This window comes from Bacillus sp. LUNF1 (assembly GCF_011008975.1).
Taxonomy (GTDB): domain Bacteria; phylum Bacillota; class Bacilli; order Bacillales; family Bacillaceae; genus Bacillus; species Bacillus velezensis.
The window spans coordinates 2,174,618-2,190,557 of record NZ_CP048876.1 but is presented as its reverse complement, the minus strand read 5'-3'; the positions used below and the strand labels follow the sequence as shown (position 1 = coordinate 2,190,557).

The following is a 15,940-nucleotide window of genomic DNA, read 5'->3' as shown; positions in this document are numbered from 1 at the left end:
CATGAAAAAGCCTGAGTTAAAGTACTGCGGAATACGATCGAAGCATGATTATGAACTTGCGGCAGCTTCAGAAGCGGATTATCTGGGATTTATTTTTGCCGCAAGCAAACGGAGAGTAACGCCGGATGAGGTCCGGAAATGGAAAGAGCAGGTCCGGACAGACAAGAAACATGTCGGAGTATTTGTAAATGAAACGATAGAAAACATCGTGCAAATCGCCTCTGATCTGGCACTTGACGCCATCCAGCTTCACGGTGATGAATCGCCTGAGCATGCCCGCCGCCTCCGTCCGCTTGTGCGCTCGGAGATATGGAAAGCGCTCCATCACGGGGAAGGGACGCTTCGTCAGATGGCTCAATTTGCACCTGCTGTCGACGGCTATGTCATTGACTCTTCAGTAAAAGGAATGAGAGGCGGCACGGGAATCGCGTTTTCATGGGCCCGTGTCCCCTTGTACCGAAAGCAGGCTCAAAATGCAAACAAGCGCTGTTTTATCGCGGGCGGCGTTAATCCTGGAACGATTACAGGCTTACTGAGATCGCGTCCGTGCGGTATAGATCTTGCCAGCGGAATTGAAAAAAACGGACAAAAGGATCAAACACTGATCCGGCTTTTAGAAGAAAGGATGAATCACTATGTATCCATATCCAAATGAAATCGGAAGATACGGCGAATTCGGCGGCAAATTTGTCCCTGAAACATTGATGCGGCCCCTTGAGGAAATCGAAACGGCTTTCACAGAATTAAAGAATGATCCTGTTTTCCATGCCGAATATAAAAAACTATTGTTTGATTACTCCGGAAGACCGACCGCATTAACGTTCGCAGACAGGGTGTCAGAGTATTTGGGAGGGGCGAAAATCTATCTGAAAAGAGAAGATTTAAACCATACCGGCTCCCATAAAATTAACAACGCGTTAGGCCAGATTCTGCTTGCCAAAAAGATGGGCAAAACGAAAATCATCGCCGAAACCGGTGCGGGACAGCACGGTGTGGCTGCCGCGACAGCCGCCGCAAAATTCGGTTTTAAGTGTACAGTTTTTATGGGTGAAGAAGACGTTGCGCGCCAGTCGCTGAACGTATTCCGGATGAAACTGCTCGGCGCGGAAGTGGTGCCGGTCACAAGCGGAAACGGCACGCTGAAAGATGCGACGAATGAGGCAATCAGGTATTGGGTCCAGCATTGTGAAGATCATTTCTATCTTATCGGTTCTGTAGTGGGTCCGCACCCATATCCGTATATCGTTCGCGAATTTCAGAAAATCATCGGCGAGGAAGCGAAAGAACAGCTTCGCCGGGTTGAAGGAACGCTCCCGGATATGGTTGTTGCATGTGTCGGCGGCGGAAGCAATGCGATGGGCATTTTTCAGGCCTTTTTAGACGAAGATACTGAGCTGATCGGCGCCGAGGCTGCCGGAAAAGGAATTGATACACCGCTGCATGCGGCAACGATCGCAAAAGGGACGCTCGGGGTGATTCACGGTTCAATGACCTATTTAATACAAGATGAATACGGGCAGATTATCGAACCGTATTCCATTTCAGCAGGCCTTGATTACCCGGGGATCGGCCCTGAGCACGCCTATCTGCATAAAAGCGGCCGTGTAACGTACGAAAGCGTGACAGACGATGAAGCGATTGCCGCGTTACGTCTGCTTTCTGAAACAGAAGGTATTCTTCCGGCTATTGAATCTGCCCACGCTCTGGCAAAAGCGTTTGAAATGGCAAAAGACATGGATAAAGACAAAATCATTCTCGTCAGTTTGTCGGGAAGAGGAGATAAAGATGTTCATACGCTGATGAATGTTTTGGAAAACGGGGTGGAGACACATGTTTAATCTGCGAGATTCTGAAAAATTATTTATCCCTTTTATTACAGCTGGCGATCCGCTTCCTGACATTTCTGTTGAGCTGGCAATATCATTGCAGAATGCAGGCGCTTCTGCCCTTGAAATCGGCGTTCCTTACACAGATCCGCTTGCGGACGGACCCGTCATACAACGGGCTTCAAAACGGGCTCTGGAAAACGGAATGAATATCGTAAAAACCATTGAACTTGGCGGCAAAATGAAAAAAAACGGCGTTCATATTCCAATTATCCTCTTTACGTATTATAATCCTGTGTTACAATTAGAAAAAGAATACTTTTTCGCTTTACTGCGGGAAAACGACATAGACGGTCTGCTTGTACCCGACCTTCCATTAGAGGAAAGCGCCCTTTTGCAAATGACATGCAAAAAGGAGAACATCGCTTATATCTCACTGGTTGCGCCGACAAGTGAAGACCGTTTGAAAATAATTACTGAACAGGCCAGCGGCTTTGTGTATTGTGTATCCTCTTTAGGAGTGACGGGCGTACGCAGCGAATTCGATCCGTCTGTATACTCTTTCATACGTAAGGTGAAAGAATTCAGCTCTGTTCCGGTGGCGGTCGGTTTTGGCATTTCAAACCGCAAACAGGTTGACGGGATGAATGAAATATCTGACGGTGTCGTTGTCGGCAGCGCGCTTGTCAAAAAAGTTGAAGAGCTTAAAACAAAGCTTGTGAATCCCGGAACAAGAGCTGATGCGCTTCTTGAATTTGAAGAATACGCAAAGACGTTCGGACGACTGTACAGTGTAAAATGAGGTGACTGGATTTGCAGATTAAAGAACAGCTGCGGCAGCTGAAACCGTATCAGCCGGGCAAACCAATAGAAGAAGTGAAAATGGAATACGGACTTGAGAAAGTAGTGAAACTCGCTTCTAACGAAAATCCGTTCGGCTGTTCACAGGCCGCTAAAGATGCGCTGCATCAGGAGATTGAGCAGCTTGCGCTGTATCCCGACGGTTACAGTGCCGCTTTGAGAACGCGGCTCAGTGAGCATCTGCAGGTCAGTGAATCTTCTATCATTTTCGGCAACGGCTCTGATGAGCTTGTGCAGATTATCTGCCGTTCTTTATTAAATGATCAGGCAAACACGATTACCGCCGCCCCGACTTTCCCGCAATACAGACACAATGCGGTGATTGAAGGCGCTGAGGTGCGCGAGGTGCCGCTCCGCAGTGACGGCGCTCATGATTTGGACCGGATGCTGGAAGCAATTGACGGCAAGACGAAAGTCATATGGGTATGCAACCCCAATAATCCGACGGGGACATATACTTCTGAGCAAGAGCTAATTGCCTTTTTAAACAGAGTTCCCGAGCATATACTCGTTGTACTTGATGAAGCGTACTACGAGTATGTCACGGCGGAAGATTACCCAGAAAGCATTCCGCTTTTAAAGCAATATGCGAATGTTATGATCCTCCGCACCTTCTCTAAAGCGTACGGACTTGCCGCGCTGCGCGTCGGATACGGCATTGCGGACGAAGCGCTGATCCGCCAGATTGAACCGGCGAGAGAGCCGTTCAATACGAGCAGAATCGGTCAGGCTTCGGCACTGGCAGCGCTTGATGACCAGACATTTATTCAGGAATGCGTCGAGAAAAATCAAGCAGGCCTTAAGCAGTATTATGATTTTGCAGAAACTCACGGATTAACTTGTTATCCTTCACAAACCAACTTTGTGCTCATTGATTTTAACCGCCCGGCGGATGAACTGTTCCAAGCCCTGTTGGAAAAAGGATATATCGTCCGCTCAGGACAGGCGCTCGGATTTCCGACAGCGTTAAGGATTACGGTCGGTACGAAAGAGCAGAATGAGGAAATTCTCACAATTTTAGCTGAAATATTATAAGAGGTGATCAAGCATCACCTCTTTGCTCTATTAAAATAGTTGAAAAAGGAAATGAGTGAAATGAAGGATACTATATTGCTTGCGGGGATCGGGCTGATCGGCGGATCGATCGCATTGGCCATCAAAAAGGAGCATCCGCATAAACGGATTATCGGTGTAGATATTTCGGAAGAACAGCTCACTGCCGCGCTGAAGCTCGGAATTATTGACGAGCGGGCCGGTTCATTTACGGAAGGGGCGCAGCAAGCGTCTGTTGTCATTATCGCCACGCCTGTCGCCCAAACGCTGAAAATGCTCGATGTGCTGGCCGCATCAGACATCACCCATGAACTCCTGATTACGGATGTGGGCAGCACGAAACAGAAAGTCGTCAGCTACGCCGACAAAGTGCTTCCGGCTCACTATCAATTTGTCGGCGGCCATCCGATGGCGGGATCTCATAAATCCGGGGCCGCTGCCGCGAAAGAATTTTTATTCGAAAATGCGTTTTACATTTTAACACCCGGAAAATCAACTTCTAAAGAGTCAGTAATGCATCTGAAGGAACTCTTGAAAGCGGCAAACGCCCACTTTGTGGAGATGACCCCCGAGGAGCATGACGGCGTAACGAGCGTCATCAGCCATTTCCCTCATATCGTTGCTGCAAGCCTCGTACATCAGGCTCATCATGCTGAAGAAGATTATCCGTATTTGAAACGTTTCGCAGCCGGCGGTTTTCGGGACATCACCAGGATCGCCTCAAGCAGTCCGGCGATGTGGAGGGACATACTTCTTCATAACAAAGATAAACTGCTTGACCGCTTCAAAGAATGGAAACGGGAGATTGACACGATCGAATCTTATGTAGAAAATGAAGATGCGGGCAGCCTGTTCGGATATTTTAAAAAAGCGAAAGATTATCGCGACGGTCTGCCGCTCCGTCAAAAAGGAGCGATCCCGTCCTTTTATGACCTTTATGTCGATGTTCCCGATCATCCGGGGGTCATTTCGGAAATTACGGCGATATTGGCAGAAGAAAAAATCAGTATTACCAACATCCGCATTATCGAAACAAGAGAAGATATTAACGGAATTCTCAGAATCAGTTTCCAGACTGATGATGACCGGAAACGCGCGGAAACCTGCATTCAATCCCGCGCCAAATATGACACATTTTACGCTGACTGAGGTGGAAAACATTGAAAAGAGAAAAAGTGACGTCTTTAAACGGTGAAATTCATATTCCGGGGGATAAATCCATCTCCCACCGTTCTGTTATGTTCGGAGCGCTTGCGGAAGGAACGACAACGGTAAAAAACTTTTTGCCTGGAGCCGATTGTCTGAGCACCATTGCCTGCTTCAAAAAAATGGGTGTCTCCATTGAACAAAACGGAAGTGATGTAACGATATACGGGAAGGGCATTGACGCACTTTGTGAGCCTGACAGCCTTCTTGATGTCGGAAATTCCGGCACGACCATCCGCCTGATGCTCGGCATTTTAGCCGGACGCCCATTTCACAGTACGGTAGCGGGCGACGAAAGTATTGCAAAGCGCCCGATGAAGAGGGTGACGGAGCCTTTAAAACAGATGGGAGCCGCGATTGACGGAAGAGCGGACGGAGGATTTACGCCTTTATCCGTAAGAGGCGGACAATTGAAAGGCATTGATTACGTCTCCCCTGTTGCAAGCGCGCAGATCAAATCCGCCGTGCTGCTTGCCGGATTGCAGGCTGAAGGGACGACGACCGTCACTGAGCCTCATAAATCAAGAGACCATACGGAACGGATGCTGAACGCTTTTGGCGCCGAGCTTGCGGAAACGGAGACGAGCGCTTCCGTAACGGGCGGTCAGAAGCTCCGGGGAGTTGATATTTTCGTGCCCGGCGATATTTCTTCAGCGGCCTTTTTCCTCGCGGCAGGCGCTGTCGTTCCCGGAAGCCGGATTGTGCTGAAAAACGTCGGCCTGAACCCGACACGCACGGGAATGATTGATGTCTTAAAGCAAATGGGGGCTTCACTTGAAGTGATTCCTTCAGAAGCGGACAGCGCGGAGCCTTACGGAGACCTGGTTATTGAAACTTCAGATCTGAAAGCGGCAGAAATCGGCGGAGAAATCATTCCCCGTTTAATTGACGAGATCCCGATTATCGCCCTTTTGGCAACGCAGGCTGAAGGCACAACTGTCATTAAAGACGCTGCGGAGCTGAAGGTGAAGGAAACGAACCGGATCGACACCGTCGTATCAGAGCTCCGGAAAATCGGCGCAGACATTGAACCGACTGAAGACGGCATGAAAATACACGGCAAAAAAACGCTTGCGGGCGGAGCCGATGTGTCAAGCCACGGCGACCACCGCATCGGCATGATGCTCGGTATCGCTTCATGCCTGACAGAAGAGCCGATTGACATCCGTGATACTGAGGCGATCCACGTCTCATATCCGACATTTTTTGAGCATTTAGATCAATTAGCCAAAAAAGCCTGAAGACGATTCTTCGGGCTTTTTTCTTCATGTGTCATAAAATCTTGGGCTTTGACATAGCTTGTCTTAAACAGAAAATAACAGAAAGGGGGAATGCGTTTTCGTTACAGAAACAGCCGGAACAAATTGCGCTGTCTGCGTATAAAGATGCCGTCCCCTTTTTTGCCGTTTTCCTCTTAACTATTTTCTGATAAACTATAATGCCGGGTGAAGCATCTTATTTGCGGGCAGGCCCTGTCTGAATTATGATAAGAATAACCCGAATAAAAACCCTTTTCATTGGTTGATGAGGTATAGGAAAAGAAAGGACCGGTCTGATTTGAATACATTGATTCAAGAAGCCATAAAATTAGTTGAAGCAGGTGAAACCGAAAAGGGACTCAAAGCGCTTTCAAAAGCTGAAACAGAGCTTCATGACGAAGACAAAGCCATTGCAGCCCAGCTCTACTATGAATGGGGAAACGCCGAAAAAGCGTTAGCGCTGATCAGTGATCTGCATGACCTTTATCCGGATGAGTCTGAGCTGACGAATTTTTACGCCGAATTGTTAATAGATATTGATGAAGAAGAAAAAGCTCTTGAGGTGCTGGAGACGATTTCTCCGGAAGACCCGTCTTACGCGGAAAGCCTTCTTTTAATGGCTGATCTGTATCAGATGCAGGGCTTATTTGAAGTAAGTGAGCAAAAGCTGTTACAGGCGAAAGCGATGTTACAAGATGAACCTGTTATTGATTTCGCTCTGGGGGAATTATACTTCACTCAGGGATCATACGCAAAAGCCGTTCCTTACTATGAAGAGACGGCAAAAGAACGGCACGAAATCGGCGGCGTAAATGTTCATCAGAGGCTGGCTGAGTCATTGAGCGCGGCGGGTGAATTTGAGGAAGCGATTTCATGGTATGAAAAAGCGGTGGCAGAACATACAGAACCGAATACGATTTTCGGGTACGGGTTCACAGCCTATCAGGCGGGAATGGTCAAAACAGCCATCAAGCAGCTGTCTGATTTAAAAGGGCTTGATCCTTCCTATTCATCGCTTTATATGCCGCTTGCAAAAAGCTACGAGGCAGAAGGCATGTATGAAGATGCATTAAAAACCGCTAAAGAAGGTATTACTTACGATGAATACAATAAAGAGCTTTTTCTCTATGCGGCGAAAATGGCGTTAAAGCTCGGCAACGAAGAGGAAGGCAAAAAGCTTCTTCAGGAAGCGCTGGCGCTCGATCCGGGTTACGTGGAAGCGCTCCATACGCTTTTAGCCGTCTATCATAAAGAAGAAAGCTTTGAAGAGATTATTGATCTGATTCAGGAAGTCCGCGGCTACGGAGAAGAAGATCCGAAATACAATTGGTATTTGGCGGGTGCTTATACAGGCCTTGAGCAATACGCTGAAGCGAAAAAAAGCTTCGAAGCTGCGTATCTCCATTATCAGGATGATCGGGATTTCTTATATGAATACGCTCACTTCTTATTGGAAGAGGGTCTCCAGAAAGAAGCGCTGCCGCTTTTAAAACAGGTGCTTTCAATGGATGGAACAAACGAAGAGCTTGAAGAAACAATCTTACGGATAGAGGATGAATTTTTAAGATAAGCAGGATTTTGGACCATGCTTGCTGAATGTATAAGTGATGTCAGATTATACGATCGATAGAGGAGGGAATTACATGCAGACCCCTGTTTCTGTCAATGAAAAAAAGGATTTTATCCGTTGGTTTTTAAATCATTATCAGCTTAAACGCCGGGAGTGCGTCTGGATTTTAAATTATTTAATGAGTCATGATTCATTAATGGAAAAAGTCCATTTTGTAGAACAAGCTGAATTTTGCCCGCGAGGCATTATCATGTCTACTCATTGCGTTGATGAGGTGCCGTTTAGGTTTTACAAAGAAAATGTCATGACCACGGACGCGGAAAAATCTTTTCACGACATCCGGTTAAATAAACAGCAGGATTTATTTATCCAGCTGAATTTCCGTTCGGCCTACAGCTCACCGGAATATGCCGCTGTTCTTGAATCAAATCCGCATCTGCCGAAAGACCTGTTTGAAAATAAACAGGATCAGGGGATGGCTGAAAAAATATTAGAACATGCCATTTCCACTTTCCAGCGGGAAAAGCTGCTTAAAGATATCGACGAGGCGCTGGACCGCCACGACAAAGAAACATTTGAAAAGCTTTCCCGCCAATTGAATCAGCTCACATAAATGACAGCCTTGCAGAATATGCAAGGCTTGTTGCGTAAAGAGGAGGAACGAGACATGAGATGGAGGGCCGCTGATGCCGATGCCTATTTACAATCTGCGGATTACATTGATACCGCTGTCATTCCGTTAATTTCCATAACGTCTTCGGGAGGCTTAAAAGAGGCCGTTGAACAGGGGGAAAGCACTCAATTGCTTTCTGAAGAGCTTGAGCGCCAATTGAAGGGACGGGTATATTTATTCCCCTCTTATACATATGTTGATATAGACCAATCACAAATCGCCCTGCTTCAAAAACTCAAAGAAGAGGTGATGACCAACTTCCGGCACGCCTTGTTCCTGACGGCAGACGAAAAATGGAAGGATTCTGAAATAGGGTCTGATGTCATATACATACCTGCCGTTCCGTTTGAACATATGAAAGACTCTTTAAAGAGAAAAATAGCGGATGACAAGTGCGGAGAAATTTTGAACGTTTTGTTACAGAAGTGGAACAATTCTTAAAAACTCCATACATCCCGCAAAACACCCGTTTTGCCTCTGTTGACCTTGCTGAAAGATTCATATATTATGAGGGTGTCAAATCTCTGAATTATTTTCTATTTTAGTTAATTTTTGGTCAATCTTTAGGGGGGGAAGAGATGGGCGGAAAACAAGATATATCGAGAAGACAATTTTTAAACTATGCGCTCACCGGCGTGGGGGGATTTATGGCCGCCAGTGCGCTTATGCCCATGGTCCGTTTTGCGCTGGACCCGGTATTAAAACCGACGGGAGATCAAAAAATGGTGCAGGTTGTCAGTGTGGATGAGCTGACGAAGGAGCCGAAGCGGTTTGACTTTAAAATTCATCAAGTCGACGCCTGGTACGAATCGGAAGAATCCAGGTCAGCCTGGGTTTACAAGCATGGGGATGAAATTATAGCGCTTTCTCCGATCTGTAAACATTTGGGCTGCACCGTAAACTGGAACAATGATCCTAAAAATCCGAACAAGTTCTTTTGTCCCTGCCATTACGGGCTGTATGAAAAAGACGGCACGAACGTTCCGGGCACGCCGCCGCTCGCGCCTCTTGACCGTTATGAGCAAAAAGTAAAGGACGGCTTTTTGTATCTTGGAAAAGCAAAGCCTAGGGGGGAAGGGTGACATGCTGAATAAAATTTATGACTGGGTGGATGAACGTCTCGATATTACGCCGATGTGGCGGGATATCGCCGACCATGAAGTGCCGGAACATGTAAATCCCGCTCACCATTTCTCGGCTTTTGTCTATTGTTTCGGCGGTTTGACGTTTTTTGTAACCGTTATCCAAGTGCTGTCCGGGATGTTTTTAACGATGTATTATGTGCCGGATATAAAAAACGCGTGGGAATCTGTGTATTATTTGCAGAATGAAGTCGCTTTCGGGCAGATTGTAAGAGGTATGCACCATTGGGGCGCAAGTTTAGTCATTGTGATGATGTTTTTACATACGCTGCGGGTTTTCTTTCAGGGAGCTTATAAAAAGCCTCGGGAATTGAACTGGATCGTCGGTGTTCTGATCTTTTTTGTGATGCTCGGTCTCGGTTTTACAGGGTATCTGCTTCCATGGGATATGAAGGCGCTGTTTGCGACAAAGGTAGGTCTTCAGATTGCGGAGGCGACGCCATTGATCGGAGCGCAGGTGAAAACTCTTCTTGCCGGCCACCACGATATTGTCGGCGCCCAAACGCTGACGAGATTTTTTGCGATTCACGTATTTTTTCTCCCTGCCGCTTTGTTTGCGCTCATGGGCGCCCACTTTGTCATGATCCGCAAGCAGGGAATTTCAGGACCGCTTTAATCAAATCTGATATAAAAGGGAGGGGATGACATGCACCGGGGGAAAGGAATGAAGTTTGTAGGAGATTCAAGGATACCGGCTGAAAAAAAACCGAATATACCGAAAGACTATTCAGAGTATCCTGGAAAGACAGAGGCGTTTTGGCCGAACTTCCTGCTGAAAGAATGGATGGTCGGGGCCGTTTTCCTCGTCGGATTTCTCGTTTTAACGATTGTGCACGAGCCGCCTTTGGAACGGGTGGCGGACCCGACGGATACAGGGTATATTCCGCTGCCGGATTGGTATTTTCTATTTTTATACCAGCTATTAAAATATGAATATGCCGCAGGGAGCTACACCGTTATCGGCGCGATGATTATACCGGGTCTTGCCTTCGGATCGCTGCTTTTGGCTCCGTTTCTCGACAGGGGGTCTGAAAGAAGGCCGTGGAAGCGTCCGGTTGCGGTCGGCATGATGCTTTTGGCGCTTTGCGCTACGGTCTTTTTAACGTGGCAGTCAGTCGCGACGCATGACTGGGCGAAGGCGGAGGAGCAAGGGAAAATCAAAAAAGAAGCCGCCATTGATACTGAATCAGACGGTTATAAGGTATTTAAAGAACAAGGCTGTATTTCCTGTCACGGGGATAATCTTCAAGGCGGAAGCGCCGGACCGTCCCTGGTCGATAACGGGCTGAGCCCGGAAGAAATTAAAAAAATCGCCGTCAAAGGGAAAGGGCAGATGCCAGCCGGTATTTTTAAAGGAAATGACAAACAGCTTGATCAGCTGGCGAAGTTCATTTCTGAAACGACAGCGAAATAACGTATTGTGAAGTAGACAATAGCAGGATATACTTTTATGAAAAGAGCTGACCGGATGTCAGCTTTTTTTGCATGATACATACTTTTTACGGACTGAGAGTTGATGGTATGAGGTGGATTTCTTATCTTTTAGGGTTGCGCGGCATGCTTCTGCTTGTTCTTGCCGTTAATTTTATCGGTACGGTGTACGGCTATTATTGGTATGTGCCGCAGCTTGCGGACACGCCGTTCCGATTTCTGATATTTGTGCCTGACAGCCCGACGGCGACGTTTTTCTTCCTGTTCGTGCTTCTGGCATTTCTCATGGGAAGAAACGCGCCGCTGTTTGAAGCGCTGGCTCTTGTAACCCTTGTAAAATACGGACTGTGGGCGGTCGGAATGAATGTCTTTGTGCTGGTCAAAATGGGGCAGATGCCTTGGGAAGGGTACATGCTGATTGCTTCACATTTTGCCATGGCCGTTCAAGGCGTTTTATACAGCCCGTATTTTCGGTTCCGGTTATGGCATCTTGCCGTCGCCGCTGTTTGGACGCTTCATAATGATGTCATTGATTATCTTTTCGGCATGATGCCCCGCTACTCAATGCTCAATGACTATATGCAAGTAATCGGCTATGCTACATTCTGGCTGAGCATATTTTCACTCGGCCTTGCATACTATTTGGTGATTTCCAAAAGACGGATAAAGCTTGACTTACACTGATAGAATCTTGGTCTAACCTTGTCCCGCTCCTCATATTCTGTAAAGAGAAGGAGTGGGAGGGACCTCTATGAAACGAAAGCTGACGATCTGTCTTTTACTTGCTCTTATGTGTTTCATCACAACTGCCAAAGCTGAAGATGAGGGCGGTCTCAAGGAACTGAACGACCTTTCGGATACCGTTTTCCAGATGACGCGGCATTCGCAGTATGATGAGGCTCTGCAAGTGCTTGGCTACTTTAAGAAAAAAATGACACACGTAAACTCACTGAGCGGCGCCGAAGTCAGGCAGGTGACTCTGGGTTTCAATGATTTAGTGCGCGTTCTGAAACAGGCAGACGCCTCAGATACCGAAAAAATCCGGGCTGCCGCCCAGTTCAGGTTGGTAATGGATGCGATGGAAGACCACTCCGATCCGCTGTGGGGTTCGCTTGAAAGACCGATTATGGCGACATTCAGCGCCTTAAAAGAAGATGTCAGCGGAAACGGAAGTGAAAATTTCAATGAAAAGTGGAATGAATTTATATCATTATATGATTTAATTTATCCCAGCCTGACAATGGATGTGTCGGCCGGCCAGCTTGATACGGTGGCGAAACATATCGAGGTGATTGAGCAGGACGGGTTTCAGCAGATGACAAAAGGAACAAAGCTTGAGCGTCTGACGCTCCTGCAGCAGGATTTAAAGCGGGTTTTTGACAAGGTGGAGCGGGATGACGCTGACCCTTCGCTGCTCTGGGTCATTCTGACAACAGGCGGTATCATTATTACTGCGCTGACATATGTCGGCTACCGAAAATACAGAGCGGAAAAAAAGAAAGAGAAAAAGCGTGAGTATCCTAAGTCTAAATAAACAGAAATTGCTGTAAAGGAGCTAAGTCAGTGAAAAAACTCATCCAGCAATTGGCTTCAAAACACCTCCCGCAGCCGATCAGAGGCAGAAAAGGGGCGACTGACGAAGGACCGCGAAACCTCGCGCGTGACTTCCAGAATCCTGACATGCTCGTTCCGCCCTCAACGGATGCAGGAACGGTTCAAAACTTGAAATTCTCATTTTCTGATACGCATATGAGGCTTGAAGACGGCGGATGGTCCAGAGAGGTGACGGTCAGGGAACTGCCGGTATCCAAAAACATCGCGGCGGTGAACGAAACCGGGAGCTGTGCGGGAGCTTCATTGGCATAAAGAAGCCGAATGGGGATATGTGATTAACGGAGAAGTCCGTTTAACTGCGGTTGATCAAAATGGGCGGAATTTTATTGATAACGTAAGTGAAGGGGATCTGTGGTATTTTCCTTCCGGCATTCCTCATTCCATTCAAGGGATGGAACGGGGCAGTGAGTTTTTGCTTGTCTTTGATGACGGCTCTTTTTCAGAAAACAGCACCTTTTCAGTAACGGACTGGTTTGCCCATACCCCGCGCAGCGTGCTGGAGGCGAACTTCGGTGTTCCCGGATATGACTTGGCCTACATTCACAAGAAAGAGCGTTACATGTTTCAGCTGGAACCGCCTCCCCCGATTGAACAGTCAGCAGTTTCTTCCCCGGAAGGCACCGTTTTGGAGCCGTTCAGCTACAAGCTTTCCCGGCAGGAGCCTCTTGTTACCAGCGGGGGAAGAGTAAAGATTGTCGATTCAAAAACGTTTAAGGTGTCAAAAACGATTGCCGCAGCTCTTGTGGAAGTCGAACCCGGAGGCATGAGAGAATTGCATTGGCATCCGAATACGGACGAGTGGCAGTATTATCTTTCAGGAGAAGCGAAAATGACGGTGTTTGCGGCGGAGGGAAGAGCGCGGACATTTAACTATCAAGCGGGTGACGTAGGATATGTTCCTTTTGCAATGGGACATTATGTTCAGAATACCGGTGACACCGTGCTTCGATTTCTGGAAATCTTCAAAAGCGACCGTTTCGAAGACGTCTCTTTAAACCAATGGCTGGCACTGACGCCGCAGCGCTTCGTCGAGCAGACGCTCAATGTCAGTCCGGCATTCGCCCGCCGATTGAAAAAGAAAAAATCACCGGTTGTCAAATGGAAACACGAACAGTAAAGGCGGCAAAAGCCGCCTTTTTATTATCGTCTGATCGGATTTTTATTTTCATCAAGCGTAAATCCTTCGCCGAGCACATCATGGACGTCGCTTACTGCAACAAAGGCGTGCGGGTCAACGGAAGTGATGACGCTTTTCAAAAGCACAATTTCGTTTTTCGGAACGACGCAGTAAAGAACGTCCCTGTCTTCTTTTGTATATGATCCCTGTCCTTTTAAAACGGTGACGCCGCGCTCCATCTCTTCAATGATTTTTTGCTGAATCAAATCGTTTTTCGAAGAAATAATCGTTGCCCCTTTTGCGGCATAACCGCCTTCCTGTATAAAATCAATCAATCTCGCAGCGACAAAAACGGCTACAAGCGTGTACATCGCTTCCTTATAAGAAAGATACGTAAACAAAGAAAGCAGAATGACACAGGCGTCAAAGGCAAACATCGTCCGGCCCATCGGGATTCCGAAAAATTTGTTGATCAGCCTGGCGATGATATCGACCCCGCCCGTCGTGCCGCCGTATTTAAAAATTATGCCGAGACCCGCGCCGATAAATACACCGGCGAACAAGGCGGCCAGCGCTAAATCATGCGACAGCGGCATATGAATTTCGTAGCGCTGAAAAACACTCAGAAAAACGGAAAGAGAGACGGTGCCGATCAGGGTATAGACAAACATCGTCCGGCCGAGCATGCGCCAGCCGATGAAAAAGATAGGAATGTTCAATACCAGGTTGGAAATAGAAGGGCTGATGTGGAATAACGCATATAAAAGCAGCGTAATGCCGGTAAATCCGCCTTCCGCCAAATTGTTCTGCATATTAAAGTGAACCAGTCCGAATGAAAAAACAGCGGCGCCGATTAAAATAAAGCAAATGTTTTTGATTCTGATTTCTCCAAGCATTGCATCAAACCCCTTTTCCTTCCATAAGATTGCGTAAATATTATAGTGGATACAAAAGAAAACAGCAAACTGCCGTTTTTAACATTTGTCAAATGTACTTGAATTAGCTAACATGGAAGAGATGACAGGAGGTATTCGCACAGTGAGTGACAAAACGATGAAAGACTTACAAGCTGAGGTCGATGAATATATCGGCCAATTCAAAGAAGGCTATTTCAGCCCGCTTGCCATGATGGCCCGTCTCACGGAAGAACTGGGCGAACTTGCAAGAGAAGTCAACCATTATTATGGGGAAAAGCCGAAGAAAACGACGGAAAATGAGAAAAGCATGGAAGAGGAAATGGGCGATGTGCTGTTCGTCCTGATCTGCCTCGCCAACTCCCTTGATATTTCATTGGAGGAAGCTCATAACCGCGTCATGCATAAATTTAATACACGTGATAAAGACCGCTGGACTAGAAAAGAAGAAGGAAAGTAGGAGAAACCATGTCAAATGAAACCATTAAAGTCGTCATTGCCGGACCGAGAGGCAGAATGGGCCAGGAGGCCGTAAAACTTGCCATCCGCACGCCTCATTTTGAGCTTGTCGGCGCCATTGACCATACATACGATCAGCAAACATTGCGGGAAGTGATGTCAGCTGATTCAGACGCTCTTATTTATACGGATATCCGCGCATGTTTCCAACAAACAAAACCGGATGTGCTGATCGATTTGACAACGCCTGAAATCGGCAAAAAACATACGAAAGCCGCTCTTGAACACGGCGTCCGCCCCGTTGTGGGAACGACCGGATTTTCTGAAGCCGATTTAGAGGAACTTCAAGCCTTGACTGAAGAAAAAGGAATCGGCGCCATCATCGCTCCGAACTTTGCATTGGGCGCGGTGCTGATGATGAAGTTCTCACAAATGGCCGCCAACTATTTTGAAGATGTAGAAATCATTGAGCTTCATCATGATCAAAAGCTGGATGCCCCGAGCGGAACGGCGCTGAAAACAGCGGAAATGATCTCAAGCGTCCGTACAGAAAAGCAGCAGGGCCATCCTGATGAAAAAGAAATTCTGCCGGGCGCCCGCGGTGCTGAATTAAACGGCATCCGCCTTCACAGCGTGCGTCTTCCGGGCCTTATCGCTCACCAGGAAGTCATGTTCGGCATGGACGGCCAGACGCTGAAACTGCGCCATGACTCCTATAACCGGGCTTCCTTTATGTCAGGAGTGAAGCTGTCAGTGGAGCAAGTGATGAAAATCGACCAGCTTGTATACGGACTCGAAAATATTATCGACTGAAT

General features: G+C 47.3%; 17 protein-coding genes and 1 pseudogene. 17 read left to right on the top strand and 1 reads right to left on the bottom strand.

Translation table 11 applies throughout. The features are described 5' to 3' along the window. Position 1: 1 nt before the first annotated feature. The 15 genes and pseudogenes from G4O42_RS10535 (at position 2) to G4O42_RS10465 (ending at position 13,752) form a co-directional block, all read left to right on the top strand. Positions 2 to 655: a phosphoribosylanthranilate isomerase gene (locus tag G4O42_RS10535; RefSeq protein ID WP_032873255.1), complete on the top strand. Its 654-nt coding sequence runs from the start codon at positions 2 to 4 to the stop codon at positions 653 to 655. Further along, positions 636 to 1,838: a tryptophan synthase subunit beta gene (trpB, locus tag G4O42_RS10530; protein WP_032873256.1), complete on the top strand. Its 1,203-nt coding sequence runs from the start codon at positions 636 to 638 to the stop codon at positions 1,836 to 1,838. The genes G4O42_RS10535 and trpB overlap by 20 nt, the downstream gene beginning before the upstream one ends. Continuing rightward, entirely contained in the window at positions 1,831 to 2,628 is a 798-nt protein-coding gene (gene trpA / locus G4O42_RS10525; protein WP_032873257.1) for a tryptophan synthase subunit alpha, read from the top strand. The genes trpB and trpA overlap by 8 nt, the downstream gene beginning before the upstream one ends. Positions 2,629 to 2,639: 11 nt before the next feature. Then, positions 2,640 to 3,722: a histidinol-phosphate transaminase gene (hisC, locus tag G4O42_RS10520; protein ID WP_032873258.1), complete on the top strand. Its 1,083-nt coding sequence runs from the start codon at positions 2,640 to 2,642 to the stop codon at positions 3,720 to 3,722. A gap of 51 nt (positions 3,723 to 3,773) precedes the next feature. After that, the gene (locus tag G4O42_RS10515; protein WP_032873509.1) at positions 3,774 to 4,889 is read left to right on the top strand and encodes a prephenate dehydrogenase; all 1,116 of its coding nucleotides are present in this window, start codon (positions 3,774 to 3,776) and stop codon (positions 4,887 to 4,889) included. Positions 4,890 to 4,900: 11 nt separating this feature from the next. Next, entirely contained in the window at positions 4,901 to 6,187 is a 1,287-nt protein-coding gene (gene aroA, locus G4O42_RS10510; RefSeq protein ID WP_032873259.1) for a 3-phosphoshikimate 1-carboxyvinyltransferase, read from the top strand. Positions 6,188 to 6,503: 316 nt separating this feature from the next. Beyond that, entirely contained in the window at positions 6,504 to 7,775 is a 1,272-nt protein-coding gene (locus G4O42_RS10505; RefSeq protein ID WP_032873261.1) for a tetratricopeptide repeat protein, read from the top strand. Between the two features lie 73 nt (positions 7,776 to 7,848). After that, complete coding sequence (locus G4O42_RS10500; RefSeq protein WP_003153482.1) at positions 7,849 to 8,388, top strand: ReoY family proteolytic degradation factor; 540 nt, start codon at positions 7,849 to 7,851, stop codon at positions 8,386 to 8,388. Between the two features lie 54 nt (positions 8,389 to 8,442). Beyond that, positions 8,443 to 8,889: a YpiF family protein gene (locus G4O42_RS10495; protein WP_003153483.1), complete on the top strand. Its 447-nt coding sequence runs from the start codon at positions 8,443 to 8,445 to the stop codon at positions 8,887 to 8,889. A gap of 137 nt (positions 8,890 to 9,026) precedes the next feature. Continuing rightward, a complete protein-coding gene (locus G4O42_RS10490; protein ID WP_003153484.1) occupies positions 9,027 to 9,530 on the top strand; it encodes a Rieske (2Fe-2S) protein in 504 nt (167 codons plus the stop codon). A 1-nt stretch (position 9,531) separates the two neighbouring features. Beyond that, positions 9,532 to 10,206: a menaquinol-cytochrome c reductase cytochrome b subunit gene (gene qcrB / locus G4O42_RS10485; protein WP_003153485.1), complete on the top strand. Its 675-nt coding sequence runs from the start codon at positions 9,532 to 9,534 to the stop codon at positions 10,204 to 10,206. A gap of 30 nt (positions 10,207 to 10,236) precedes the next feature. Further along, complete coding sequence (locus tag G4O42_RS10480) at positions 10,237 to 11,004, top strand: menaquinol-cytochrome c reductase cytochrome b/c subunit (RefSeq protein WP_007409471.1); 768 nt, start codon at positions 10,237 to 10,239, stop codon at positions 11,002 to 11,004. 107 nt (positions 11,005 to 11,111) lie between these two features. Next, the gene (lhaT, locus tag G4O42_RS10475; protein WP_007612218.1) at positions 11,112 to 11,705 is read left to right on the top strand and encodes a lipoprotein heptaprenylglyceryl N-acetyltransferase LhaT; all 594 of its coding nucleotides are present in this window, start codon (positions 11,112 to 11,114) and stop codon (positions 11,703 to 11,705) included. A gap of 67 nt (positions 11,706 to 11,772) precedes the next feature. After that, positions 11,773 to 12,555 (top strand): sporulation protein YpjB, encoded by a 783-nt coding sequence (ypjB, locus tag G4O42_RS10470; RefSeq protein ID WP_007612217.1) that lies wholly within the window; start codon positions 11,773 to 11,775, stop codon positions 12,553 to 12,555. Positions 12,556 to 12,584: 29 nt separating this feature from the next. Then, positions 12,585 to 13,752: pseudogene (locus tag G4O42_RS10465) on the top strand (oxalate decarboxylase family bicupin). A 23-nt stretch (positions 13,753 to 13,775) separates the two neighbouring features. On the opposite strand, the gene G4O42_RS10460 reads toward G4O42_RS10465, so the two are convergent. Next, a complete protein-coding gene (locus G4O42_RS10460) occupies positions 13,776 to 14,648 on the bottom strand; it encodes a YitT family protein (RefSeq protein WP_003153493.1) in 873 nt (290 codons plus the stop codon). Positions 14,649 to 14,790: 142 nt separating this feature from the next. On the opposite strand from G4O42_RS10460, the gene G4O42_RS10455 reads away from it, so the two are divergent. Beyond that, positions 14,791 to 15,126: a nucleotide pyrophosphohydrolase gene (locus G4O42_RS10455; protein ID WP_003153495.1), complete on the top strand. Its 336-nt coding sequence runs from the start codon at positions 14,791 to 14,793 to the stop codon at positions 15,124 to 15,126. Positions 15,127 to 15,134: 8 nt separating this feature from the next. Next, complete coding sequence (gene dapB, locus G4O42_RS10450; protein WP_032873262.1) at positions 15,135 to 15,938, top strand: 4-hydroxy-tetrahydrodipicolinate reductase; 804 nt, start codon at positions 15,135 to 15,137, stop codon at positions 15,936 to 15,938. Positions 15,939 to 15,940 lie beyond the last annotated feature (2 nt).

What these genes read in the sequence shown, in the direction of transcription:
- G4O42_RS10535 (WP_032873255.1), top strand. Translation starts at nt 2, where the DNA reads ATGAAAAAGCCTGAGTTAAAGTACTGCGGAATACGATCGAAGCATGAT.
- trpB (WP_032873256.1), top strand. Translation starts at nt 636, where the DNA reads ATGTATCCATATCCAAATGAAATCGGAAGATACGGCGAATTCGGCGGC.
- trpA (WP_032873257.1), top strand. Translation starts at nt 1,831, where the DNA reads ATGTTTAATCTGCGAGATTCTGAAAAATTATTTATCCCTTTTATTACA.
- G4O42_RS10515 (WP_032873509.1), top strand. Translation starts at nt 3,774, where the DNA reads ATGAGTGAAATGAAGGATACTATATTGCTTGCGGGGATCGGGCTGATC.
- G4O42_RS10500 (WP_003153482.1), top strand. Translation starts at nt 7,849, where the DNA reads ATGCAGACCCCTGTTTCTGTCAATGAAAAAAAGGATTTTATCCGTTGG.
- G4O42_RS10495 (WP_003153483.1), top strand. Translation starts at nt 8,443, where the DNA reads ATGAGATGGAGGGCCGCTGATGCCGATGCCTATTTACAATCTGCGGAT.
- G4O42_RS10490 (WP_003153484.1), top strand. Translation starts at nt 9,027, where the DNA reads ATGGGCGGAAAACAAGATATATCGAGAAGACAATTTTTAAACTATGCG.
- qcrB (WP_003153485.1), top strand. Translation starts at nt 9,532, where the DNA reads ATGCTGAATAAAATTTATGACTGGGTGGATGAACGTCTCGATATTACG.
- G4O42_RS10480 (WP_007409471.1), top strand. Translation starts at nt 10,237, where the DNA reads ATGCACCGGGGGAAAGGAATGAAGTTTGTAGGAGATTCAAGGATACCG.
- lhaT (WP_007612218.1), top strand. Translation starts at nt 11,112, where the DNA reads ATGAGGTGGATTTCTTATCTTTTAGGGTTGCGCGGCATGCTTCTGCTT.
- ypjB (WP_007612217.1), top strand. Translation starts at nt 11,773, where the DNA reads ATGAAACGAAAGCTGACGATCTGTCTTTTACTTGCTCTTATGTGTTTC.
- G4O42_RS10460 (WP_003153493.1), bottom strand. Translation starts at nt 14,648, where the DNA reads ATGCTTGGAGAAATCAGAATCAAAAACATTTGCTTTATTTTAATCGGC.
- dapB (WP_032873262.1), top strand. Translation starts at nt 15,135, where the DNA reads ATGTCAAATGAAACCATTAAAGTCGTCATTGCCGGACCGAGAGGCAGA.